Raw genomic sequence first — 22,906 nt, forward strand, 5'->3', positions numbered from 1 at the left:
TGCCCTCACCCCAACCCTCTCCCTCCGGGAGAGGGCCAGGGTGAGGGGCTTTTGATTCTGATACATCAAACGGGCATTTAGACCCGCAAAATCACGATGAACCTGAGGATGGACACGACCCTTACCCACTCTTTGGAGACTGCCCCATGAGCGCCAACGTCGACCTCAACAACCGCCCCGATTACGACAAGGTTTTGCAGGACATTGCCGATTATGTCCTGTCCTACACCATCACCTCCCCCGAAGCCCTCGATACTGCCCGCAACTGCCTGATGGATACCTTGGGCTGCGGCCTGCTGGCGCTGCGTTTTCCGGAGTGCAGCAAGCACCTGGGGCCTTTCGTCGAGGGCACGGTTGTGCCTTTTGGCGCGAGGGTCCCAGGTACTTCGTTTCGCCTGGACCCGGTCAAGGCGGCATGGGACATCGGCTGTATCGTGCGCTGGCTGGACTACAACGACACCTGGCTGGCGGCGGAGTGGGGCCATCCTTCGGATAATCTGGGCGGTATTCTGGCGGTAGCCGATCATCTGTCGCAAAAACGTGTAGCCAATGGCGAAGCGCCGATGACGATGCGGGCGGTGCTCGAAGCAATGATCATGGCCCATGAGATTCAGGGCGTGATTGCCCTGGAAAACTCTTTCAATCGTGTTGGCCTGGACCATGTTCTGCTGGTCAAGGTCGCCTCGACGGCGGTGTGCGCCAAACTGATGGGCGCCACTCGCGAGCAGTTGCTGTCGGCGCTGTCCCATGCTTTTGTGGATGGGCAGGCGTTGCGCACCTATCGTCATGCGCCGAACGCCGGATCGCGTAAATCCTGGGCTGCCGGGGATGCGTCGAGTCGCGGGGTGCGTCTGGCTGACATTGCGTTACGCGGTGAAATGGGCATCCCCGGGGTGCTGACTGCGCCGCAATGGGGCTTCTACGATGTGCTGTTCAGCCATACCAACAAGGATCTGGCGCTCAAGCCCGAGGACCAGCGCCAGTTCAGCCTGAGCCAGCCCTATGGCACCTATGTAATGGAAAACGTGCTGTTCAAGATCAGCTTCCCGGCCGAATTCCATGCGCAGACTGCGTGCGAAGCAGCAGTGACCTTGCATCCCCAGGTCAAGGACCGCTTGCACGATATCGAGAAAATCGTGATTACAACCCACGAATCGGCGATTCGGATCATTTCCAAGCAAGGCAAATTGGCCAACGCGGCGGACCGTGATCACTGTATTCAATACATGACCGCGGTACCGCTGGCGTTTGGCAATCTGATAGCAGAACACTACGAAGATGATTTTCACGCGGCCCACCCGATCATCGACCAATTGCGGGAAAAAATGGTAGTGGTCGAAAATCCGCGCTACACACGCGAGTACCTGGAGGCAGACAAACGCTCAATTGCCAATGCCATCGAGGTTTTTTTCAGCGATGGCACCAGCACCGGGCAGGTGGAAGTGGAATACCCCATTGGCCATCGTCGGCGTCGTGATGAGGGGATTCCATTGCTGGAGGACAAGTTCAGGGCCAACCTGGCCACCCGTTTTGTGAGCCAGCGGTGTGCGCAGATTTTTACCCTGTGCAAGGATCAGCAGGCGCTGGAGGCCACGCCGGTTAACCGGTTTGTGGACCTGTTGGTGATTTGAGCCAGAAGTGGGAGCGAGCCTGCTCGCGAAAGGGCTTTACCGGCTTCGCGAGCAGGCTCGCTCCCACAGGTTTCATGTGTTCAGGGCTGTTATTTGAACCGCCGCTCCACGCCTTTTTCGACCAGGATCTTGGCCGATATTTCTTCCACCGAGAAATGCGTGGAGTTGATATGCGGAATGTTTTCGCGCTGAAACAGGCGTTCAACTTCGCGCACTTCAAATTCGCACTGGGCAAAGCTTGAGTAGCGGCTGTTGGGCTTGCGTTCGTTGCGGATGGCCGTCAGGCGGTCCGGGTCGATGGTCAGGCCGAAGAGCTTGTGTTTGTGTACACGCAGGGCAGCCGGCAGCTTGAGGCTTTCCATGTCGTCATCGGTCAGCGGGTAGTTGGCAGCGCGGATGCCGAATTGCATCGCCATATAAAGGCAGGTCGGGGTTTTGCCGCAACGGGACACGCCAACCAGGATCAGGTCGGCCTTGTCGTACTTGTGTGTGCGGGCGCCGTCATCATTGTCGAGGGCAAAGTTCACCGCCTCGATGCGCTCCATATAGTTGGAGTTGTGGCCAATGGAGTGGGACTTACCCACCGAATACGAGGAATGTTCACCCAGCGCCTGCTCCAGTGGAGCAAGGAAACTGGAGAAGATGTCGATCATGAAACCATTGGACGTGGCGAGGATTTCGCGAATGTCCTGATTGACGATAGTGTCGAAAATTATCGGGCTGAATCCGTCTTTTTCGGCGGCGTTATCGATTTGTTGTACCATTGCCCGCGCTTTTTCCACGCTGTCTATGTAGGGGCGCGTGAACTTGCTGAAGGTCACATTTTCGAATTGTGCCAGCAAACTCTGGCCCAGGGTTTCGGCAGTAATACCGGTGCCATCGGATATAAAGAAAGCAGATCGTTTCATTTGCGCCTTGGGCCTTAAGCTGGTGACGATTCTTGGATATGATAGGCGCGCTTTTGTCGCGCTACATGACAGGCAGTGTCACTTATTTTCCAGGTCCAGGCCACAATCGCTGTGATGCCTCATGATGAGGATCCAGCGCCCTGAGCTTTTCCCAACACCGTTAGTGGAGAGATCACCTTGGTAGAGTACGTAGTTTCCCTCGATAAGCTCGGCGCCCATGACGTGGAGCATGTGGGGGGCAAGAACGCATCCCTCGGCGAGATGATCAGTAATCTTGCAGGCGCTGGTGTTTCAGTTCCCGGTGGCTTCGCCACGACTTCTCAGGCATATCGTGATTTTCTCGAACTGAGTGGTTTGAACGACCAGATCCACGCTGCGCTGGATGCGCTCGATGTAGATGACGTCAATGCCCTGGCCAAAACCGGTGCCCAGATCCGTCAATGGATCATGGAAGCCGAGTTCCCGGAGAAGCTTAACGCCGAAATTCGTACCGCCTTTGCCGCTTTGTCCCAGGGCAACCCTGACATGGCCGTTGCCGTGCGCTCCTCGGCCACCGCCGAAGACTTGCCGGACGCGTCCTTTGCCGGTCAGCAAGAAACCTTCCTGAATATCCGTGGCGTTGAAAACGTCATTCGTGCGGCCAAGGAAGTATTTGCCTCCCTGTTCAACGACCGCGCTATTTCTTACCGCGTGCACCAGGGCTTTGACCACAAACTGGTCGCCCTGTCTGCAGGCGTACAGCGCATGGTGCGCTCCGAAACCGGCACCGCGGGCGTGATGTTTACCCTGGACACTGAATCAGGCTTCCGTGATGTAGTGTTTATCACCGGCGCCTACGGCCTGGGTGAGACCGTCGTGCAAGGTGCGGTAAACCCGGACGAATTCTACGTTCACAAACAAACCCTGGAAGCGGGTCGCCCTGCGATTCTGCGTCGTAACCTGGGCAGCAAAGCCATCAAGATGATCTACGGCGACGAAGCCAAGGCCGGCAAGTCGGTCAAGGTGATCGACGTTGAAAAGGCCGATCGCGCGCGTTTCTGCCTGACCGATGCTGAAGTCAGCGAACTGGCCAAGCAAGCCATGATCATCGAGAAGCACTACAAGTGCCCGATGGACATCGAGTGGGCCAAAGACGGCGATGACGGCAAGCTGTACATCGTACAGGCGCGCCCGGAAACCGTGAAAAGCCGCAGCGCCGGCAATGTCATGGAGCGCTACCTGCTCAAGGAAACCGGTACGGTACTGGCTGAAGGCCGCGCCATTGGCCAGCGTATCGGTGCAGGCAAGGTCCGCATCATCAAGGACGTGTCGGAAATGGATAAAGTCCAGCCGGGCGACGTACTGGTCTCCGACATGACCGACCCGGACTGGGAACCCGTGATGAAGCGCGCCAGCGCCATCGTCACCAACCGCGGCGGTCGTACCTGTCATGCGGCGATCATCGCTCGCGAGCTGGGTATCCCGGCCGTGGTGGGTTGCGGCAACGCCACCCAGCTGTTGAAAGACGGCCAGGGCGTTACCGTTTCGTGCGCTGAAGGCGATACCGGGTTTATCTTTGAAGGCGAACTGGGCTTCGATATCAAGAAGAACTCCGTGGACGCCATGCCGGACCTGCCGTTCAAGATCATGATGAACGTCGGCAACCCGGACCGTGCCTTTGACTTCGCGCAATTGCCGAACGCCGGTGTGGGCCTGGCCCGTCTGGAGTTCATTATCAACCGCATGATCGGTGTACACCCCAAAGCCCTGCTGAACTACGATGGCCTGCCACAGGAAATCAAGGACAGCGTCGACAAGCGCATCGCCGGCTACAACGATCCGGTGGGCTTCTACGTCGAAAAACTGGTTGAAGGCATCAGCACCCTGGCCGCCGCTTTTGCACCGAAAAAAGTCATCGTGCGCCTGTCGGACTTCAAGTCCAACGAATACGCCAACCTGATCGGCGGCAAGCTGTACGAGCCTGAAGAAGAGAACCCGATGCTGGGCTTCCGCGGTGCTTCGCGTTACATCAGTGAAAACTTCCGAGACTGCTTCGAGCTTGAATGCCGTGCGCTCAAGCGTGTGCGTAACGAAATGGGCTTTACCAACGTTGAAATCATGGTGCCGTTCGTCCGTACCCTGGGTGAAGCGAGCCAGGTGATAGATCTGCTGGCGGAAAACGGCCTCAAGCGTGGTGAAAACGGTCTGCGCGTGATCATGATGTGCGAACTGCCTTCCAACGCGATCCTGGCTGAAGAGTTCCTGGAGTTCTTCGACGGGTTCTCCATCGGCTCCAACGACCTGACTCAGCTGACCCTGGGTCTGGACCGCGACTCCGGTGTCATTGCGCACCTGTTTGATGAGCGCAACCCGGCGGTTAAAAAGCTGCTGTCCAACGCCATTCAGGCGTGCAACAAGGCTGGCAAGTACATCGGTATTTGCGGCCAGGGCCCGTCCGATCACCCGGATCTGGCGCTATGGCTGATGGAGCAGGGTATCGAAAGTGTTTCCCTGAACCCGGACACCGTTCTGGAAACCTGGTTCTTCCTTGCAGAGGGTCAGGCGCAGGCTTGAGTCGTTGAGCGTGGAGCAGGGCAGCCAAAGGGCTGCCCTGCTCTTTATAGGCAGTGGTAGGGCGAGTTCCTGTGTGAAATCGCCCTTTTTTGTGCAAGAGCATTATGCAAAGCAGCAGTCTCCTTTTTCCCGTTGCCCTGATCAGCGCTGAGCGTCGGGGCGATCTGAGCGAAGACGTTTATCGCTTGAAACCGGCCAACAGCCCGGATATTTCCGTTGAGCTGGTGGTGACCCGCCTGGGGATGGCCGACGACAGCCAGGTACGCGGCGTGCCGGTCATCCTGTTGCATGGCAGTTTTTCCAATCGGCGTTTTTGGTACTCGCCCAAGGGGGCAGGGCTAGGGGCGTTTTTGGCGCGTGCCGGGTTTGATGTGTGGCTGCCCGAAATGCGTGGCCATGGTCTTTCGTCACGAAATATTAGCTGGGCTAAAAATCGCGTGGCGGACTATGCCCGCTACGACTTGCCAGCCATAGCGGCATTTGTTCGCGAGCAAAGCGGGCAAGTTCCGCACTGGCTCGGCCATTCTCAGGGTGCCATCAGTTTGGCCGCGGCCTTGGGGGGCAAGTATCTGAGTGAGCCGGATGTGGCGTCGGCGGCGTTTTTTGGCTGTCAGATCAATCGCCGTTACTGGTCACTGAAAATTCCTCCGATTGAGTGGGGTGCCTATCTGTTGTTGAAGCGCTTCAAGCAACTGTCGGGGACGCGACTCAAGCGTGGCCCGGAAGACGAGCCGGTCAGCATCGCCCTGGAAACCCTGCGCTGGAATGGTTTTATGGGGCGTTTCAAGGACGCCGAGCGCGACTGGTGGGCCGGTTTGGCCGAGGTTCAGGTCCCGGCACTGGTGGTGGCAGCGGTGGGTGATCGGCAAACGCCGGAGTGGGCGTGTCGCAAGCTGTTCGACCAGTTGGGCTCAGAACAGCGCATGTTCGTGTCCCTTGGCCGTGAGCATGGCTTCAGCTCTGATTACAGTCACGTTGAAATGCTGGTCAGCCAGTCTGCGCAGCAGGAAGTGTGGCCATTGGTGCGTGATTGGCTACTAAAAGGCACGACGAAATCGTTGTAGATACTCTGTTGCAGGTCAAGCCCTCTATTGTGGGAGCGAGCCTGCTCGCGAACGATCTTCGCGAGCAGGCTCGCTCCCACAGTTGCAGTGTTTCTGCAGCTGCTTCGTTCATACGGCAGCTGGTGCGGATGGCGTGTGACCCGATATCGCAAGGTGGTCATAACGTGTTCTTTTATGTGATATTGGTTGCCGCTCGAGGCTTGGACGACTTTTAAAGCCGGGCTTGTCCAAAGCGTCTATAACCCATAGTGCTATCGTTGTTTTCACTGTTGTGCCCACCCTGAACAGGAGCTTTCCCGTGAATCACTACATCACCCCCGATCTGTGCGATGCCTACCCTGAGCTGGTGCAGGTACTTGAGCCCATGTTCAGCAATTTCGGCGGGCGCGACTCCTTTGGCGGCGAGATCGTGACCATCAAGTGCTTCGAGGACAACTCCCGGGTCAAGGAACAGGCTGAACTCAGCGGTGAAGGCAAAGTGCTGGTGGTCGATGGGGGCGGTTCCCTGCGTCATGCCTTGCTGGGCGACATGATTGCAGACAGGGCGGCAAAAAATGGCTGGGAAGGTATTGTTATTTACGGCTGCATTCGCGACGTCGATGTGCTCGCGCAAACCGATCTCGGCGTGCAGGCTTTGGCCAGTCATCCGCTCAAGAGCAACCGTCGCGGTGTGGGCGATGTCAACGTGCCCGTGACGTTTGCGGGTGTCACGTTCCGCCCCGGTGAATTCATTTATGCCGACAATAATGGCGTTATCATTTCGCCAACCGCTCTGAAAATGCCGGGCTAAACGCATTACCACTAAGGATCACGGATGTTCGAGGAAGAAAACGCTCAATGGGGGCTGGTGCATGCGCTGGTGCTGGATGGTGAAGGCGGCGCACGTTCGATTGCGCGCACCGAGCTGAACGACCTTCAGTTGCAGGCCCACGAAAGCCTCTGGCTGCATTGGGATCGCAGTCATCCGCAAACCCAGAGCTGGCTGCGTGATTCCAGTGGCTTGAGTGATTTCAACTGTGATCTGCTGCTTGAAGAAAATACCCGTCCGCGCCTGGTGCCTGCCCCCAACAATGAGCTGCTGCTGTTTATGCGCGGGGTCAACCTGAACCCCGGCGCAGAGCCTGAAGACATGGTTTCACTGCGTATTTTCGGCAGTGCGCAGCGCTTGATCTCATTGCGCATGCGACCATTGCGGGCCACCGATGAGTTGCTCAGTGAGTTTTCCCAGGGAGAAGGCCCGAAAAATCCCTCTGAATTGATCCTGTACCTGGCCCAGCACCTGACATTGAAGGTGCAGGACTTGATCGGCGAACTGTCAGAAATCGTCGATGACGAAGAAGATAAAATAGATGCCGACGAACGGTACACACCTGATCACAACAGCCTCCTGCAGGTTCGTCGAAGGGCAGCCGCCTTGCGTCGATTCCTGGCACCTCAGCGGGATATTTTCGGTCAGCTTACGCGTATCAAATTACCCTGGTTCAGTGCCGATGATGCCGACTACTGGAACGAACTGAACAACAGCCTGACCCGCTATCTGGAGGAGCTCGAACTGACCCGCGAGCGCGTGGGGCTGGTGCTCGAGTCTGAAGACCGGCGTTTGAACGTGCGTATGAGCCGCATCATGTATCGCTTTGGCGTGCTGACGGGGATCTTTCTGCCGATCACCTTTATTACCGGTTTGCTGGGCATCAATGTGGGGGGCGTACCGTTCTCCGATGACTCTTATGGCTTTGCCATAACCTGCGGCGTGATGCTGGTTATCGGGGCGGGGCAATGGTGGTTTTACCGTCGTTTGCAGTGGCTGTGACCGGGTGAATGTGACCCCGGCAAATGTCCCTTCGTCTTTTACTGACTTACCGAGAGGTGCTTATGCACGATCCGTTTGAACAGTCCTTACGTGAAATGCTCAAGGCCGAGCCGTCCAACCGGGATGACGATGCGTGCCTGGGTCGCGTGCTGAAAACCGCCAACCGACAGGTCGGTGCGGGAGACCTTTTCAGCCTGCTGGGCCGCTGGATGCAAGCACTGATGATTGCTTTGAATAGCGGTTCGGCTCATATTGCGCCCGTTTCGCGACGCAAATCTGCTGCTCGCCCTGTTGATAAGGCTGATTGAACATGGAATTGAATGTCTGGACCCAAAGCCTGGTCGCGGCAATGACTGCCTTGTGGACCAAGATTGCCAACTTTATTCCCAACCTCTTCGGCGCGTTGGTGGTAGTACTGCTGGGCTTCGTGGTTGCTAAACTGCTCGACGCCTTGCTGTCCAAACTGCTTGCCAAGTTGGGCCTTGACCGCCTGATGGGCGGTACGGGCTTGACCAAGATTCTGGCCCGGGTCGGAATTCAGGTGCCCATTTCGACGCTGATTGGCAAAATCGTCTACTGGTTTGTGCTGCTGGTATTCCTGGTTTCTGCAGCGCAGTCTCTGGGCCTGGATCGTGTGTCATCCGCGCTGGATCTGTTGACGGTGTATCTGCCCAAGGTCTTTGGTGCGCTGCTGGTTCTGCTGGCAGGCGTGTTGCTGGCCCAGGTGCTCAACGGCCTGGTGCGTGGCGCTGCCGAGAGCGTGGGCTTCGATTATGCCGGCGGGCTGGGCAGGGTGACCCAGGGGCTGGTCATCATCATCAGCATCTCCGTGGCTATCAGCCAGCTGGAGGTCAAGACCGACCTGCTAAACCATGTGATTGTTATTGTGTTGATTACCGTTGGTCTGGCTATTGCACTGGCAATGGGGCTGGGCAGCCGGGAAATCGCCGGGCAAATACTGGCCGGGATCTATGTGCGTGAGCTGTATCAGGTTGGTCAGGAAGTGCGGATTGGCGAGGTTGAAGGGCAGATCGAAGAAATTGGCACGGTTAAAACCACGTTGCTGACCGATGAGGGTGAGCTAGTCTCCATCTCGAACCGGATCTTGCTGGAGCAGCACGTAACCAGCCGCTAACACGGCAAACCCTGCTAATGTACGCCGCCGCAAAAAAGCCAAGATTGACTGGTTGCGGCGGACATTGACCTGACTGTTGGCACAACTCGTTTTGAATAAAGCACAATCGCTATCCATGCGCTATGACCCCCGCGAGCTCTCTGATGAGGAGCTGGTGGCGCGCTCGCATGATGAGTTGTTTCACGTGACACGTGCCTATGAAGAGCTGATGCGGCGCTATCAGCGCACTTTGTTCAACGTTTGTTCAAGGTATTTAGGGAACGATAGGGACGCTGATGATGTCCGTCAGGAAGTCATGCTGAAAGTGCTGTACGGTTTGAAAAATTTTGAAGGCAAGTCGAAATTCAAGACATGGCTGTATAGCATCACCTACAACGAGTGCATTACACAGTATCGAAAGGAACGGCGAAAGCGTCGCTTGATGGACGCATTAAGTATTGACCCCCTCGAGGAAGCGTCCGAAGAAAAGGCGCCGAAACCTGAGGAAAAGGGCGGACTTGATCGCTGGCTGGTGCATGTAAATCCGATTGATCGTGAGATTCTTGTGCTGCGTTTTGTCGCAGAACTGGAATTTCAGGAAATCGCGGACATAATGCATATGGGTTTGAGTGCGACAAAGATGCGTTACAAGCGTGCTCTAGATAAATTGCGTGAGAAATTTGCAGGCATTGCTGAAACTTAGTTCAGCGCAAATGGCTCTACGTGTAGGCAAGGTCTGATAGACTTGCTGCCGAGTTGTCCCCCGGTATGAGGGACTGCTTTACAATCACCAGATGGGGATTTAACGGATGAAACTGAAAAACACCTTGGGCATTGCCATTGGTTCCTTTGTAGCCGCAACTTCGTTCGGTGCCCTGGCACAAGGCCAAGGCGCGGTCGAGGGTGAACTGTTCTACAAAAAACAGTACAACGACAGCGTCAAGCACGTAGAAGACGGTTACAACCCAGGCGCATCGATCGGTTACTTCCTGACCGACGACGTTTCGTTGAACCTGACCTACGACAAAACCAACCACACCCGTTCGAATGACGGCACTGGCCACCAGAAAATCAAAGGCGACAACTTTGGTCTGAACGCTCAGTACCACTTCGGCACCGTAGGCGACGCTCTGCGTCCATACGTTTCCGGCGGTGTTGCTCACAAGAGCATGACCAACGTTGAGGCTGACGGCCACAGCGGTCGCGACAAGTCGACTTTCCTGACTGCAGGCGCTGGTGTTAAGTGGTACATCACTGACAACCTGTTCGCCCGTGCTGGCGTTGAAGCTGACTACAAACTGGACAACGGCAAGTGGGACTACGCTCCTACCGTTGGTCTGGGTGTGAACTTCGGCGGTAACGGCGGTAAAGTCGCTCCTGCTCCAGTTCCAGCTCCAGCACCAGTTGAGCCAGAGCCAGAAGCTCCGATCGCTGAAGTTGTTCGCGTTGAACTTGACGTGAAATTCGACTTCGACAAGTCGGTTGTTAAATCGCAGTACATGCCTGACATCAACAACGTTGCTGATTTCATGAAGCAGTACCCTGCGACCACCACTACTGTTGCTGGTTACACTGACAGCATCGGTCCAGACGCCTACAACCAGAAACTGTCGCAGCGTCGTGCTGACGCTGTTCGTGCAGCCCTGGTTAACCAAGGTGTTGCAGCCAACCGCGTAGACGCAGTTGGCCACGGCGAAGCCAACCCAGTTGCAAGCAACGCAACTGAAGAAGGCCGTGCCCTGAACCGTCGCGTAGAAGCTACCGTTCAAGCAGAAGCTAAGTAATTTTTAGCTAGGCTGTTCAGAAAAACCCGGCTCAGGCCGGGTTTTTCTTTGCCTGTGATTTAGTGAAGCGCGCAGCTATAATCGCGCTCTCTTCAAGCAACCCTTTGAGTCCTATCAGCCCATGTATAACCTGGCCCGCCAGTTGCTCTTCAAACTCTCCCCTGAAACCTCCCACGACCTGTCCCTGGACTTGATCGGCGCAGGTGGCCGTCTCGGGCTTAACGGTTTGTTGTGCAAGGCGCCGGCAAGGCTGCCAGTGACGGTGATGGGGCTGGACTTCCCTAACCCGGTCGGCCTGGCCGCAGGTCTGGACAAAAATGGTGCGGCCATTGATGGCTTTGCACAACTGGGTTTTGGCTTCGTTGAGATCGGCACCGTGACGCCGCGACCTCAGCCGGGCAATCCCAAACCCCGTATTTTCCGACTGCCTGAAGCGCAAGCGATCATCAACCGCATGGGGTTCAACAACCTTGGCGTCGATCACCTGCTTGCACGGGTTCAGGCAGCCAGGTACAGCGGTATCCTGGGTATCAACATTGGCAAGAACTTCGATACGCCGGTTGAGCGAGCGGTCGATGATTACCTGATTTGCCTGGACAAGGTGTATGAGCACGCCAGCTACGTGACTGTAAACGTCAGCTCGCCTAACACGCCGGGTTTGCGCAGCCTGCAATTCGGTGATTCGCTCAAGCAATTGCTCGAGGCCCTGCAGCTGCGTCAGAACGAGCTGACTCAGCGCCACGGCAAGCGCGTACCGCTGGCGATCAAGATCGCCCCTGACATGACAGACGAAGAAACCGTGCTTGTGGCTCAGGCGCTGCTTGAGACGGGTATGGACGCAGTGATTGCCACCAACACCACGCTGAGTCGTACAGGTGTTGAAGGTATGGAGCATGGCGACGAGGCGGGTGGTCTGTCTGGAGCACCGGTTCGTGAGAAAAGCACTCACACGGTGTCAGTTCTGGCCGGTGAGCTGGCAGGTCGTATGCCGATCATTGCTGCGGGCGGGATTACCGAGGGCAAACACGCAGCTGAAAAAATCACTGCGGGTGCGAGCCTGGTGCAGATTTATTCGGGCTTTATCTACAAGGGTCCGGCCTTGATTCGCGAGTCGGTTGACGCCATATCGGCCTTGGCGCGCTGATTGGCAGGCAATAAAAAGGGCTCCCCTAAGGAGCCCTTGGGCCGTAGCCCGCCGCCTGGAAAGGGCGGCAAGGTTGAGTCAGTACAGCTTCGAGGTGATGTCGGATTTTGCCCGGAGTTAGCCGACGGCGTGAAGTTCGTTGAGTCTGTGGATGCCCGCAGTGCCTGTCATACCGTCCCAGTTGTCGCCGCGTCCTTCACGCCAGCCGTTAATCCAGGCTTGGCGTACCGACGGTAGAGTAAAAGGGCAAAGCTCGCGGGATTTTCCGTTAACACCGTATTGATATCCGCGAAGGAACGCTTTTTCCAACGGATCACGCTTAAGTCTTCTCATAGGGTATTGCCCTCACTTGTTGACTGTTTATTTAGCGTCGGCCTTCCAGAGGCCGGGGCAGAGTGTTCTGCCGTTGGTGTGCTCGCTGCCGGCGTGGCGAGCATTTTGTCAGGGCCTGTGCGGCCGTAACCTGAGTTGAGTTCTAACCAATGCGCCAAGGCGTGTGAATGATCGTTTTGTCATAAGGACGTAACGATAATGGTGTTAAGGCCATAAGTAAGGTCGCTTTTTGACCACTGAATACGACCAAAGCCTGATAGGCCGAGTGTTTGCAAAGAGGATGCGTTTCATTCCCCGTCGCGAATACCCGCCTCTTTTGCTGGGGGACTATTCGACGAAGGGTCTGTATATGACCTGTTGTTTCCAGATGAATGACCTGCCTCGGCGTCTAAACTGTTCATGCCTGCGGGCATGAGTGATCGCCTCGGTGGAACGGCACAGTTTCGTGCCACGCGAGCGCTCTTCAAGAAAAGCGCTTGATTGAAAACGGAGCGGGCGATGCGTCGCCTTCTCGCTGATAGCTAATAGCCCAGGAATCCCATGTCGGATCGTTACGAACTCTTCCTTACCTGTCCCAAAGGCCTTGAAGGCCTGCTTCTCGAAGAGGCCACCGGCCTTGGTCTTGAGGAAGCCCGCGAGCACACCTCGGCCATTCGAGGCATGGCTACCATGGAGACGGCCTACCGCCTGTGCCTGTGGTCGCGCCTTGCCAACCGTGTGTTGCTGGTACTCAAGCGCTTCCCGATGAAGGACGCCGAAGACCTGTACCACGGTGTGCTGGACGTTGACTGGCAAGACCATATGGTGCCGGATGGCACCCTGGCCGTTGAGTTCAGCGGTCACGGCTCGGGTATCGACAACACCCACTTTGGTGCGTTGAAGGTAAAAGACGCCATCGTCGACAAGCTGCGCACGCCAAGCGGTGAGCGTCCTTCCATCGACAAGATCAGCCCCGACATGCGCATTCACCTGCGCCTGGACCGTGGCGAAGCCATTCTGTCGCTGGATCTGTCAGGCAGCAGCCTGCACCAGCGCGGCTACCGTCTGCAGCAGGGTGCTGCTCCGCTGAAGGAAAACCTCGCGGCGGCCATTCTGATCCGTGCGGGCTGGCCACGTATGGCCGCCGAAGGTGCTGCTCTGGCTGACCCGATGTGTGGTGTAGGTACGTTCCTTGTCGAAGGCGCGATGATCGCCGCCGATATGGCGCCAAACCTCAATCGTATTCACTGGGGTTTCGATGCCTGGCTGGGTCATATACCGGCCATCTGGAAAAAACTTCACGACGAAGCCACCGAGCGTGCCGAAATCGGCATGGCCAAGCCGCCGCTGTGGATCCGTGGCTATGAAGCCGATCCACGCCTTATCCAGCCAGCGCGCAATAACATCGAGCGCGCGGGCCTGAGTCACTGGATCAAGATCTACCAGGGCGAAGTGGCGACCTTCGAGCCGCGTCCGGACCAGAACCAGAAAGGCCTGGTAATCTGCAACCCGCCGTACGGCGAGCGTCTGGGTGATGAGGCGAGCTTGCTTTATCTCTATCAGAACCTCGGCGAGCGTCTGCGCCAGGCCTGCTTGAACTGGGAGGCCGCGGTGTTTACCGGTGCTCCGGATCTGGGCAAGCGTATGGGCATCCGTAGCCACAAGCAGTATTCGTTCTGGAACGGCGCCTTGCCGTGCAAGCTGTTGTTGATCAAGGTGGTGCCAGATCAGTTCGTTACCGGCGAGCGCCGTACCCCCGAGCAGCGTCAGGCTGAGCGCGAACAGGCTGAGTCCGATCTGCCTTCCAACATCGAAGCGCCAACCAAGTACGAGAAGTTCAACAAGAACGGTAACCCGATCAAACCGGCTCCGGTGGTGATCGAGCAGCCACGCTTGAGCGAAGGCGGGCAGATGTTTGCCAACCGACTGCAAAAGAACCTCAAGGCGCTGGGCAAGTGGGTCAAGCGCGAAGGTATCGACTGCTACCGTGTCTACGACGCCGACATGCCGGAATATGCGATGGCGATCGATCTGTACCACGACTGGGTTCACGTCCAGGAATACGTGGCACCGAAATCCATTGATCCGGTAAAAGCCTCGGAACGCATGTTCGATGCATTGGCGGCCATCCCACAGGCGTTGAACATCGACAAGAGCCGGGTAATCGTCAAGCGTCGCGAGCGTCAGAGCGGTACCAAGCAGTACGAGCGTCAAAGTGCCCAGGGCAAGTTCACCGAGGTCAATGAAGGCGGCGTGAAGCTGCTGGTCAACCTTACGGACTATCTGGACACGGGTCTGTTCCTGGACCATCGCCCGATGCGCATGCGTATCCAGAAAGAGGCTGCCGGCAAACGCTTCCTCAACCTGTATTGCTACACCGCAACTGCCAGCGTACACGCAGCCAAGGGCGGCGCGCGCAGCACCACCAGCGTTGACCTGTCGAAAACCTATCTGGACTGGGCGCGTCGCAACCTGTCCCTGAACGGTTTTTCGGACAAGAACCGTCTGGAGCAGAGCGATGTGATGGTGTGGCTGGATGCCTGTCGTGAAGAGTACGACCTGATCTTTATCGATCCGCCGACCTTCTCCAACTCCAAGCGCATGGAAGGCATCTTCGATGTGCAGCGCGACCACGTGCAATTGCTGGATCTGGCCATGGCCCGTCTGGCGCCGGGTGGCGTGCTGTATTTCTCCAACAACTTCCGCAAATTCATCCTCGATGAAAATCTGGAAGCGCGTTACGCGGTCGAAGAAATCACTGCCAGCACCATCGATCCGGACTTTGCCCGCAACAGCAAAATCCACCGTGCCTGGAAAATCATGGCCCGGTAATAGCGGCTGAGTACTGGCCTGCCTGCTTCTTGCAGGGGTGGGCCTGTAGTGGGAGCGAGCCTGCTCGCGATGGCATCACCGCAGTTTTGCGCCTGAGCGGGTCGCCTGCTTCGCGAGCAGGCTCGCTCCCACAATGAAAAACGCCCCTGATCGCACGATCAGGGGCGTTTTTTATTGCCCGGGCAACGCCTTACTGCGCGATGGATACCGCGCTATTCGGGATTTGCGGCTGACGATACAGGTCGAGCAGAACCTGATCCAGAATCGCCGAAGCGCCCCACGGACGAGGGTCGTTAAGGATGGCCACCACTGCCCAGGTATTGCCGTTGCTGTCGCGACTAAAGCCGGAAATGGCCCGCACGGTGTTCAGGGTGCCGGTCTTGATATGGGCCTGGCCGTTCATGGCCGTGGTTTTCAGGCGCTTGCGCATGGTGCCGTCTTTGCCGGCAATGGGCATGGAACTGATGAACTCGGCAGCGTAGGGGCTTTTCCAGGCAGCCTGTAGCATTTGCGCCATTTCCCGCGCGCTGACGCGCTCTGCACGGGACAGGCCGGAACCGTTCTCCATGATCAAATGGGGTGCGGTAATGCCTTTTTTCGCCAGCCATTGGCGTACTACGCGCTGTGCGGCCTTGGCGTCGTCACCGTCAGCATCGTTGCGGAACTGCGCGCCCAGGCTCAGGAACAGTTGCTGGGCCATGGTGTTGTTGCTGTATTTGTTGATGTCACGAATGATTTCGGCCAGGTCGGGCGAGAACGCGCGTGCCAGCAGCTTGGCATTTTTGGGTACGCTGGCCTGGCGGTCCTGGCCTTGAATGCTGCCACCCAGCTCTTTCCAGATAGCGCGTACGGCGCCAGCAGTGTAGGTCGCGTGGTCCAGTAGGGACAGATAGGTCTGCGAGTTGCAGCCATCGGCCAGTTGCCCGCTGACGGTTACCAGTACCGAGCCGTCGGCTTGCGGTACCGGGTTGTAGCGCACGTCGCCGGTGCATTGTTTGGTGTTGACGGCCTTGACCTGGTTGTCGATCTTGATGCTGGCAATTGGTGGTTCGACCGAAATCAGAACCTTGCCCCCATCGTTGCGCGCCACGAAACGCAGGGCCTTGAGGTTGACCATCAGCGAGTCGGGCTTGACCAGGAACGGTTTGTTCTTGTCATTGCCGTCGTCGTTGAATACCGGCAGTTGCGGCTGATTGAAGAAGTTGCGATCGAGTACCAGGTCGCCGGTGATCTGTTGCACACCATTGGCGCGCAGATCGCGCATCAACAGCCAGAGTTTTTCCATGTTGAGCTTGGGGTCGCCGCCGCCCTTGAGGTACAGGTTGCCTTGCAAAATGCCATTGTTCAGCGTGCCATCAGTGTAGAACTCGGTTTTCCATTGATGGGTCGGGCCAAGCATTTCCAGGGCGGCGTAGGTGGTCACCAGTTTCATGGTGGAGGCCGGGTTCATGGATACATCGGCGTTGTAGACAGTGGGAATGCCAGGGCCGCTTAGCGGCAGCAGAACCAGGGACAGGGCGTCGTCGCCCAGTTTGTTGGTCTTGAGCGCTTGCTGAACTTTTGGTGTGAGGGTGGTATTGACAGGGGCGGCGTTGGCGCCGAAGGCCAGTGGCAGAAAAAAGCTGGCGAGAAACAGTGGCCGTAAAGATTTGATCATATTAAGTAAAACCCTGCAGGCGAGGGGGGGAAATACGAGGGCATGATGAAAAGTTCCCTCAATGGTCATAAAAGTATTGGCATTATGCCCCAAGGTTGTCGGGGTTGTGCATCCACCTGTTACAGGGTTTCGCGGATAAAGTATAGAAAACGATGAACCGTTCACACGGAACCGGGCGCCGGGCGGCCGAAGCTGCTAAAGTGCCGCCCGTTATTACTTAAGAGGATTGTTCAATGGCTACTAATCGTTCCCAGCGTCTGCGCAAAAAACTGTGCGTTGATGAATTTCAGGAGTTGGGTTTTGAGCTGAACCTGGATTTCAAAGAAGACCTGTCGGAAGAGGCTATCGATGCATTCCTGGCAGCTTTCCTGGCAGAAGCCATGGAAGCTAACGGCTTGGGTTATGTTGGCGGCGACGACTACGGTCTGGTTTGCCTGCAGAAGCGCGGTTCGGTCAGCGAAGAGCAGCGTGCTGCTGTTGAAGCCTGGCTCAAAGCGCGTCCAGAGCTGACCACCGTTGAAGTTAGCCCGCTGTTGGACGTGTGGTACCCGGAAAAGCCAATCAATCCGGTAGCCTGACGTCAAATATAAAGGCAGCCCAAGGGCTGCCTTTATATGTTTTACCCCTCTGGCCCGTCCTGGGCTTTACATCGCATTCCCTGGTTCCTCCGACAGCTGCACAGGTGGCATGTGTCTGTCAGTCGTAAATCGACTTCTTCTTCCAGTCGGCATCGGCCTCGTCTGTCTTCAAACCTTCAGTCAGCTCGTTGACTTCACCCGTGGTCGGCTCAAGTGCGCTCTGCACTTGTGCGTTGGCGCGTGCCAGTTGTGCTTCGAAATCCTTGATCTGGGCGTTGTACATGGCGGGTACCGGCTGTTTGCGCAAGTACTGCACGGCACGTTCGAAAGCCAGGCGCGCCTGTGCGGGCTGATTTTTCTGCAGGGCCAGCTTGCCCAGATTGTTGAAGAACTCGATATGCAACACCACCAGCAAGTGGCGAATTTCCGTGAGCCACTGCTTGGCTTCGTTGGTCGGCAAAAAACCGTCCTTGGCCGCACGGGTGATTTGCCCGTGGAGTGTTTCAAGCAAAAAACGTACGTCCTTGGCTTTGGCTTCGGTCAGCACCGGGTTGGGCGGGTTGTTGACAGGAATTGACTCGCCCTTGGCAATCAGGCCGCCGAGCTCGGTCACTTGTGCCTTTAATGCCGCGCTGGATTTATCCAGGAGCAATAGGCGCTGTGTCGCATTGAGCTCAAGGCGGGTAAGCAGCAGTTTGAGGGCGGGAGACATCAACTGGCCGGGGAAGGTCTCGTTGACCTCGCTGCAACGACGGATGCGGTCGTTAAGCTCGACCTTGAGGCGGGCTTTCTCCAGTTTGTTGTTTTCCACTATATGGTTGATGTAGACGATGGCAATCAACAGTGCGATCCCGACGACGACAAGCAGGGCGATCATGGTGGGCGTCAACGTTAAAACCTCTTGTGGGTGTAGATGCGCTGTCTCGGTGAAGTCGCAGTGCCTGGCTAGGACGGGGGTGAGGATCGACTGGGCAGCAAACTGCCATCACTGAGGTTCGGCAATCATAACTCCTTGTAGGGTGCCGGAATATAGGCGCCAAGAGCTTGCCTCGAGACTCTGTAGGAAAACGCCTTAATAGGGGGGAAGTCATTGATTTCAATATATTTTCATATTGGGGTTGACGACCTTCCAATCCATCCCTAGAATGCGCGCCAATTGCAGCGTAAAGCGAACAGCCAAACGCATGTAACCAGTGAAGTTGTAGTGTGTCCCCTTCGTCTAGTGGCCTAGGACACCGCCCTTTCACGGCGGTAACAGGGGTTCGAGTCCCCTAGGGGACGCCATTGCGGGAATAGCTCAGTTGGTAGAGCACGACCTTGCCAAGGTCGGGGTCGCGAGTTCGAGTCTCGTTTCCCGCTCCATTTTTAAGCAACTTTGCTTTCGGGCGAAGTTGAGTGAAAGCCAAGAGACTAACGTTTGTTAGTGATCTGGCACTGAAATGTACGTGTGCATTTCGGGCAACGTCCCCTTCGTCTAGTGGCCTAGGACACCGCCCTTTCACGGCGGTAACAGGGGTTCGAGTCCCCTAGGGGACGCCATTATTGCGGGAATAGCTCAGTTGGTAGAGCACGACCTTGCCAAGGTCGGGGTCGCGAGTTCGAGTCTCGTTTCCCGCTCCATTTTTAAGCAACTTTGCTTTCGGGCGAAGTTGAGTGAAAGCCAAGAGACTAACGTTTGTTAGTGATCTGGCACTGAAATGTACGTGTACATTTCGGGCAACGTCCCCTTCGTCTAGTGGCCTAGGACACCGCCCTTTCACGGCGGTAACAGGGGTTCGAGTCCCCTAGGGGACGCCATTATTGCGGGAATAGCTCAGTTGGTAGAGCACGACCTTGCCAAGGTCGGGGTCGCGAGTTCGAGTCTCGTTTCCCGCTCCAAATTTTGTTTTTTGGAGCAACGCAGTTTCAAAAAACACACAGAAAGCAGCCTTCGGGCTGCTTTTTGCGTTTCCGGGTTTTGCTTTTCGACCCGTACGCAAACACCTCTAAGCTCATAACCAATCGATCTGCAAGAAAACTGCGACTGGCGCAACAAGGATTCAAACCTGTTTTGAGTTCATCAGATGTCGCATTATTTCGATAGCGCCCAACAACGGGACATCCAGGCCTTGTCCCGTACCTTCACCGGTCGAACCCAGTGGCCTACCTGGTTATTGCTGCTTGCCGTTCCCACCGCCTGGTTTGCGTTGCTGCTGGGCAGCCCGGTGCTTGGCGCTGGCTGGACGATTGTGCTGCTGATCCCGGTGGTGGTGCTGTGGATGTCGGTGCAGCACGAACTGCTGCACGGCCACCCCACAGGTTCCAGTAACCTTAACAAGGTGCTGGGCTACGCACCTTTTGCGCTGTGGTACCCCTATACCCTCTATCGGGACAGCCATTTGCAGCATCACCGCGATCATGACCTGACCTTGCCCGGCATTGACCCCGAAAGCCGCTATTTAAGCCAGGCTCACTGGCAGGGCAGTTCCAGTCTGCTGCGTGGTTTGCTCTGGCTGAACAAAACGGTGCCCGGACGCCTGCTGCTGGGCCCGCCCCTGGCATTGTTCGGCATGGCCAGGGAGGAGTTGCATCGCCTGCGCAGCGGCGCGCGGAAAGCCTGGTGCATGTGGCTGACCCACGGTTTTTTCACGATGCTGATGTTTGCCTTTATCGCGTACTGCAGCGAACTGGCTGTTTGGCAGTATGTATTTCTGGTTACCGTGCCGGTTTTGTCAGTGGGCATGGTTCGTTCCTTTTATGAGCACCGTCCCGCAGCCCGGCCGGAACAGCGAACGGTACTCAATGAAGCCGGTTGGCCCTGGACCTGGCTGTTCCTGAACCTCAACTTGCATCTGGTGCACCATGATTTACCGGGTTTGCCGTGGTTTTACATGCCCAGGGTCTACCGTGCGCGACGAGAGCAGTGGCAGCAGCGCAGCGGCGGTTTTCTGGTGCAAGGCTACGGTGAACTGATTCGCCGTCACGCGGTGCAGGCGATTGATAGCCCGCAGCATCCGTTCAGTTAATTTCACAAGGTGCCTTCCATGTCTGGCCGTTATGCCGAATTGGCAATGTATGTAGCCCCCCAGCAGGTCAGCGAAGCCAATGAACGCTGGTTGACCCGTGTTCTCGAGCTTTTGCAGCATACCCGTGGCGATGCCCGGGGCCTTGGCCTGCTGGAGTTGTTCAGGGCCCCCGAGTTGTTGCTGAGCCAGACCTGCGGTTATCCGCTGTTGACCCAGTTGCGCGGTCAGGTGCAATTGGTCGGTCGCCCGCATTACGAATGGCCCGACAGCAATGGGGGGGAGCATTGCAGTGTGATTGTCAGCCGTGATGCAGATCCGCGCCGCGATCTGGGCGCTTTCGAGGGCAGCCGCGGGGTGATCAATGATCAGCACTCCAACAGCGGCATGAATCTATTGCGCCATCGCCTTGCGCCCCTGCAGCGCGGTGGGCGCTTTTTTGCCTCCGTGGCCGTCAGCGGCGCGCACCGGCAAAGCCTGCGCTGGGTGCGCGAAGGTTGGGCCGACCTTGCCGCCATCGACAGCGTGACCTATGCCTACCTGGCCCGCTATGCGCCGGCAGAAGTTGCCGGGCTGCGGATTGTGGCGCGTACGGCCTCCAGCCCGACCTTGCCTTACATCACTGCGCTCAGTGCCGGACGTGACGGCGCAGGGCAGATTCGCCAGGCAATGAATACGGCCTTGGAGCAATTACCCGAAGTAGCTCTAACCTTGGGGCTGCGGGAAGTTTTACCAGCCAGTGAAGCGGATTATCAGATGGTTCTCGATTATCGGCAGGAAGCGGCTGAGTTCGGGTATGACGTGTTGCAGTAGTGGAGCCATACTTAATAGCTGAAACGAATAAACAAATGTTTTTTTAGTATTTAAATTGCATAAAACCATTTGCTAGGATCGCCGCACCGGATCACCGGACATACCGTTCTGTTTAATTCCTGGAGCCCCTATGTCCGGCGCCGACATCGCTCACCGCGACCATGTGAGCCAGCTTTATCGCACCCACTATTTGTGGCTGCATGCACGTTTGTGCCGTTACCTCGATTCCAGCAGCTACGCTGAAGACATCGCGGCCGACACGTTTGCCCAGCTTTTAAGCGCACCTCAGGGGCAGGTCATCCGCGAGCCGCGTGCGTTGTTGACGACTATCGCCCGGCGTCTGATCTTTCAACTGTGGCGTCGCCGGGATGTGGAACGGGCCTATCTGATGAGCGTGCAACAGCAAGAACCCCTTCATTTCCCCTCGCCAGAGACCCTGGCCCAGGCAATTCAAGCCTTGCAGATGATTGATGCCCGGCTCGATGGTTTGCCCGACAAGGTAAGGGAAACCTTCGTTCTATCACGGGTCAATGGCCTGACGTATCCCGAAATCGCACAACAGCTGGGCATATCCCGGCGCAGCGTGAGTGACTACATGGTTCGCGCCCTCAAGCGTTGCGCCATGCACGCCACCGCGCAACCCACCTACCGCCCCTCCATAACAAGAGAATCCGCATGAATAACTTGAAAAAATGGCTCGGTGGTCCGCTGCTGGCCTGTGCATTGATCACCCAACCGGTGCTGGCCGAGCAGAAGGCACCGGTTCACTTTGGTGATATCACCTGGGAAAGCGGCAGCCTGATTACCGAAGTGCTGCGCCTGATTACAGAGAAAGGCTACGACGTGGCGACGGACACATTGCCCGGCAGCACAGTCAGTCTGGAAGCAGCACTGGCCAAAAACGATATTCAAGTGATTGGTGAAGAGTGGGCAGGGCGCAGCCCGGTGTGGATCAAGGCCGAAGCCGAGGGCAAGGTGCTGGGGCTGGGCGATATCGTCAAGAACGCCAGCGAGGGCTGGTGGGTGCCGGAGTATGTGATCAAGGGCGACCCTGAAAAAGGCATCAAGGCACTGGCCCCGGACTTGAAGTCGGTCAACGATCTGGCACGCTACAAAGATGTTTTCCGCGATCAGGAAGACCCTTCTCGCGGTCGCTTTCTAAATAGCCCTACCGGCTGGACCTCTGAAATCGTCAACAGCCAAAAGCTCAAGGCCTACGGGCTGGACAAGGACTTCGTGAACTTTCGTACAGGCTCCGGCGCGGCGCTGGATGCCGAGGTCAGCTCATCGATCAAGCGTGGCAAACCGGTGTTGTTTTACTACTGGTCTCCAACCCCGCTGATTGGCCGCTACAAACTGATAAAACTCGAAGAGCCTGCCTTCGATGCCGAAGCCTGGAAAACCCTGGCCGACGCCAACAATCCCAACCCCAAGGGCACCCGCTCCTTGCCGGCGAAACTGGCGATCGGCGTGTCGACCCCGTTCAGCAAGCAATACCCGCAACTGGTCGAGTTCTACCAGAAGGTCGATTTCCCGATCGATCTGCTGAACACAACCCTGGCGCAAATGAGCGAAAAACGCACCGAACCGCGTAAGGCGGCGCAGGCCTTTTTGCGCGAGCAACCGCAGATCTGGCATGCCTGGGTTACTCCTGAAGCGGCGGCCAAGGTCGATGCGGCGCTTAAAGCGAATTAATTCCTTGAA

20 protein-coding genes and 6 tRNA genes are annotated in these 22,906 nt (G+C 56.8%); 22 read left to right on the plus strand and 4 right to left on the minus strand.

The window, feature by feature from the left end; translation table 11 throughout:
* The first annotated feature begins 146 nt into the window (after positions 1-146).
* A complete protein-coding gene (gene prpD, locus GHN92_RS06210) occupies positions 147-1,631 on the plus strand; it encodes a 2-methylcitrate dehydratase (protein ID WP_095039430.1) in 1,485 nt (494 codons plus the stop codon).
* Positions 1,632-1,720: 89 nt separating this feature from the next.
* Here prpD and GHN92_RS06215 read toward each other — a convergent pair whose 3' ends face one another.
* Positions 1,721-2,539, minus strand: a complete 819-nt coding sequence (locus tag GHN92_RS06215) for a pyruvate, water dikinase regulatory protein (protein ID WP_133144872.1) — start codon at positions 2,537-2,539, stop codon at positions 1,721-1,723.
* A 177-nt stretch (positions 2,540-2,716) separates the two neighbouring features.
* On the opposite strand from GHN92_RS06215, the gene ppsA reads away from it, so the two are divergent.
* From ppsA to GHN92_RS06260, 9 genes are all read left to right on the plus strand, one after another.
* Entirely contained in the window at positions 2,717-5,092 is a 2,376-nt protein-coding gene (gene ppsA, locus GHN92_RS06220) for a phosphoenolpyruvate synthase (RefSeq protein ID WP_095003117.1), read from the plus strand.
* A 104-nt stretch (positions 5,093-5,196) separates the two neighbouring features.
* Positions 5,197-6,156 carry an alpha/beta fold hydrolase gene (locus GHN92_RS06225; RefSeq protein ID WP_095019624.1) on the plus strand — a complete coding sequence of 320 codons (960 nt, stop codon included), beginning with the start codon at positions 5,197-5,199 and terminating at the stop codon, positions 6,154-6,156.
* Between the two features lie 298 nt (positions 6,157-6,454).
* Positions 6,455-6,946, plus strand: coding sequence for a ribonuclease E activity regulator RraA (rraA, locus tag GHN92_RS06230; RefSeq protein WP_095019625.1), 492 nt, complete (start codon positions 6,455-6,457; stop codon positions 6,944-6,946).
* Between the two features lie 24 nt (positions 6,947-6,970).
* Positions 6,971-7,966, plus strand: a complete 996-nt coding sequence (locus tag GHN92_RS06235; RefSeq protein ID WP_095021009.1) for a CorA family divalent cation transporter — start codon at positions 6,971-6,973, stop codon at positions 7,964-7,966.
* Positions 7,967-8,028: 62 nt separating this feature from the next.
* The gene (locus GHN92_RS06240; protein ID WP_095003121.1) at positions 8,029-8,274 is read left to right on the plus strand and encodes a CrfX protein; all 246 of its coding nucleotides are present in this window, start codon (positions 8,029-8,031) and stop codon (positions 8,272-8,274) included.
* Between the two features lie 2 nt (positions 8,275-8,276).
* Positions 8,277-9,101, plus strand: a complete 825-nt coding sequence (locus GHN92_RS06245) for a mechanosensitive ion channel domain-containing protein (RefSeq protein ID WP_095003122.1) — start codon at positions 8,277-8,279, stop codon at positions 9,099-9,101.
* Between the two features lie 91 nt (positions 9,102-9,192).
* Positions 9,193-9,783 (plus strand): RNA polymerase sigma factor SigX, encoded by a 591-nt coding sequence (gene sigX / locus GHN92_RS06250; protein ID WP_153379741.1) that lies wholly within the window; start codon positions 9,193-9,195, stop codon positions 9,781-9,783.
* A 106-nt stretch (positions 9,784-9,889) separates the two neighbouring features.
* Positions 9,890-10,864 carry an OmpA family protein gene (locus GHN92_RS06255; RefSeq protein ID WP_095003123.1) on the plus strand — a complete coding sequence of 325 codons (975 nt, stop codon included), beginning with the start codon at positions 9,890-9,892 and terminating at the stop codon, positions 10,862-10,864.
* Between the two features lie 121 nt (positions 10,865-10,985).
* A complete protein-coding gene (locus GHN92_RS06260; protein WP_095003124.1) occupies positions 10,986-12,008 on the plus strand; it encodes a quinone-dependent dihydroorotate dehydrogenase in 1,023 nt (340 codons plus the stop codon).
* A 117-nt stretch (positions 12,009-12,125) separates the two neighbouring features.
* On the opposite strand, the gene rmf is transcribed toward GHN92_RS06260, so the two are convergent.
* Positions 12,126-12,341, minus strand: a complete 216-nt coding sequence (gene rmf, locus GHN92_RS06265) for a ribosome modulation factor (protein ID WP_095003125.1) — start codon at positions 12,339-12,341, stop codon at positions 12,126-12,128.
* 540 nt (positions 12,342-12,881) lie between these two features.
* Here rmf and rlmKL point away from each other — a divergent pair.
* A complete protein-coding gene (gene rlmKL / locus GHN92_RS06270) occupies positions 12,882-15,152 on the plus strand; it encodes a bifunctional 23S rRNA (guanine(2069)-N(7))-methyltransferase RlmK/23S rRNA (guanine(2445)-N(2))-methyltransferase RlmL (protein WP_095025762.1) in 2,271 nt (756 codons plus the stop codon).
* A gap of 190 nt (positions 15,153-15,342) precedes the next feature.
* Here rlmKL and dacB read toward each other — a convergent pair whose 3' ends face one another.
* Entirely contained in the window at positions 15,343-16,809 is a 1,467-nt protein-coding gene (gene dacB, locus GHN92_RS06275; protein ID WP_095003128.1) for a D-alanyl-D-alanine carboxypeptidase/D-alanyl-D-alanine-endopeptidase, read from the minus strand.
* Positions 16,810-17,042: 233 nt separating this feature from the next.
* Between dacB and GHN92_RS06280 the strand changes: the two genes are divergently transcribed.
* Positions 17,043-17,387, plus strand: a complete 345-nt coding sequence (locus GHN92_RS06280) for a YggL family protein (RefSeq protein WP_095003129.1) — start codon at positions 17,043-17,045, stop codon at positions 17,385-17,387.
* 118 nt (positions 17,388-17,505) lie between these two features.
* Here the strand turns inward: GHN92_RS06280 and GHN92_RS06285 are convergent, their stop codons facing one another.
* Positions 17,506-18,264, minus strand: coding sequence for a hypothetical protein (locus tag GHN92_RS06285; protein ID WP_095003130.1), 759 nt, complete (start codon positions 18,262-18,264; stop codon positions 17,506-17,508).
* 331 nt (positions 18,265-18,595) lie between these two features.
* Here GHN92_RS06285 and GHN92_RS06290 point away from each other — a divergent pair.
* From GHN92_RS06290 to GHN92_RS06335, 10 genes are all read left to right on the plus strand, one after another.
* A tRNA-Glu gene (locus tag GHN92_RS06290) sits at positions 18,596-18,671 on the plus strand.
* 2 nt (positions 18,672-18,673) lie between these two features.
* Positions 18,674-18,749 (plus strand) — tRNA-Gly (locus GHN92_RS06295).
* A gap of 101 nt (positions 18,750-18,850) precedes the next feature.
* Positions 18,851-18,926, plus strand: a tRNA-Glu gene (locus tag GHN92_RS06300).
* Between the two features lie 5 nt (positions 18,927-18,931).
* A tRNA-Gly gene (locus tag GHN92_RS06305) sits at positions 18,932-19,007 on the plus strand.
* A gap of 101 nt (positions 19,008-19,108) precedes the next feature.
* Positions 19,109-19,184 (plus strand) — tRNA-Glu (locus tag GHN92_RS06310).
* A gap of 5 nt (positions 19,185-19,189) precedes the next feature.
* Positions 19,190-19,265: transfer RNA gene (locus GHN92_RS06315), tRNA-Gly, on the plus strand.
* 185 nt (positions 19,266-19,450) lie between these two features.
* Positions 19,451-20,392 (plus strand): fatty acid desaturase, encoded by a 942-nt coding sequence (locus GHN92_RS06320; RefSeq protein ID WP_153379716.1) that lies wholly within the window; start codon positions 19,451-19,453, stop codon positions 20,390-20,392.
* 18 nt (positions 20,393-20,410) lie between these two features.
* Positions 20,411-21,202, plus strand: a complete 792-nt coding sequence (locus tag GHN92_RS06325) for a phosphate/phosphite/phosphonate ABC transporter substrate-binding protein (RefSeq protein WP_130871948.1) — start codon at positions 20,411-20,413, stop codon at positions 21,200-21,202.
* 130 nt (positions 21,203-21,332) lie between these two features.
* The gene (locus tag GHN92_RS06330; protein WP_095003133.1) at positions 21,333-21,881 is read left to right on the plus strand and encodes a sigma-70 family RNA polymerase sigma factor; all 549 of its coding nucleotides are present in this window, start codon (positions 21,333-21,335) and stop codon (positions 21,879-21,881) included.
* Complete coding sequence (locus GHN92_RS06335; protein ID WP_095003134.1) at positions 21,878-22,897, plus strand: ABC transporter substrate-binding protein; 1,020 nt, start codon at positions 21,878-21,880, stop codon at positions 22,895-22,897. The genes GHN92_RS06330 and GHN92_RS06335 overlap by 4 nt, the downstream gene beginning before the upstream one ends.
* The last annotated feature ends 9 nt before the right edge of the window (positions 22,898-22,906 follow it).

The sequence above is a fragment of the Pseudomonas sp. FSL R10-2964 genome (assembly GCF_009600035.1).
Taxonomy (GTDB): Bacteria; Pseudomonadota; Gammaproteobacteria; order Pseudomonadales; family Pseudomonadaceae; genus Aquipseudomonas; species Aquipseudomonas bubulae.

Excerpts from the sequence above, each read along its gene's own strand:
- prpD (WP_095039430.1), top strand. The coding sequence starts at position 147 with ATGAGCGCCAACGTCGACCTCAACAACCGCCCCGATTACGACAAGGTT.
- GHN92_RS06215 (WP_133144872.1), bottom strand. The coding sequence starts at position 2,539 with ATGAAACGATCTGCTTTCTTTATATCCGATGGCACCGGTATTACTGCC.
- GHN92_RS06225 (WP_095019624.1), top strand. The coding sequence starts at position 5,197 with ATGCAAAGCAGCAGTCTCCTTTTTCCCGTTGCCCTGATCAGCGCTGAG.
- GHN92_RS06235 (WP_095021009.1), top strand. The coding sequence starts at position 6,971 with ATGTTCGAGGAAGAAAACGCTCAATGGGGGCTGGTGCATGCGCTGGTG.
- GHN92_RS06240 (WP_095003121.1), top strand. The coding sequence starts at position 8,029 with ATGCACGATCCGTTTGAACAGTCCTTACGTGAAATGCTCAAGGCCGAG.
- GHN92_RS06245 (WP_095003122.1), top strand. The coding sequence starts at position 8,277 with ATGGAATTGAATGTCTGGACCCAAAGCCTGGTCGCGGCAATGACTGCC.
- GHN92_RS06255 (WP_095003123.1), top strand. The coding sequence starts at position 9,890 with ATGAAACTGAAAAACACCTTGGGCATTGCCATTGGTTCCTTTGTAGCC.
- GHN92_RS06260 (WP_095003124.1), top strand. The coding sequence starts at position 10,986 with ATGTATAACCTGGCCCGCCAGTTGCTCTTCAAACTCTCCCCTGAAACC.
- rmf (WP_095003125.1), bottom strand. The coding sequence starts at position 12,341 with ATGAGAAGACTTAAGCGTGATCCGTTGGAAAAAGCGTTCCTTCGCGGA.
- rlmKL (WP_095025762.1), top strand. The coding sequence starts at position 12,882 with ATGTCGGATCGTTACGAACTCTTCCTTACCTGTCCCAAAGGCCTTGAA.
- dacB (WP_095003128.1), bottom strand. The coding sequence starts at position 16,809 with ATGATCAAATCTTTACGGCCACTGTTTCTCGCCAGCTTTTTTCTGCCA.
- GHN92_RS06280 (WP_095003129.1), top strand. The coding sequence starts at position 17,043 with ATGGCTACTAATCGTTCCCAGCGTCTGCGCAAAAAACTGTGCGTTGAT.
- GHN92_RS06285 (WP_095003130.1), bottom strand. The coding sequence starts at position 18,264 with ATGATCGCCCTGCTTGTCGTCGTCGGGATCGCACTGTTGATTGCCATC.
- GHN92_RS06320 (WP_153379716.1), top strand. The coding sequence starts at position 19,451 with ATGTCGCATTATTTCGATAGCGCCCAACAACGGGACATCCAGGCCTTG.
- GHN92_RS06325 (WP_130871948.1), top strand. The coding sequence starts at position 20,411 with ATGTCTGGCCGTTATGCCGAATTGGCAATGTATGTAGCCCCCCAGCAG.
- GHN92_RS06330 (WP_095003133.1), top strand. The coding sequence starts at position 21,333 with ATGTCCGGCGCCGACATCGCTCACCGCGACCATGTGAGCCAGCTTTAT.
- GHN92_RS06335 (WP_095003134.1), top strand. The coding sequence starts at position 21,878 with ATGAATAACTTGAAAAAATGGCTCGGTGGTCCGCTGCTGGCCTGTGCA.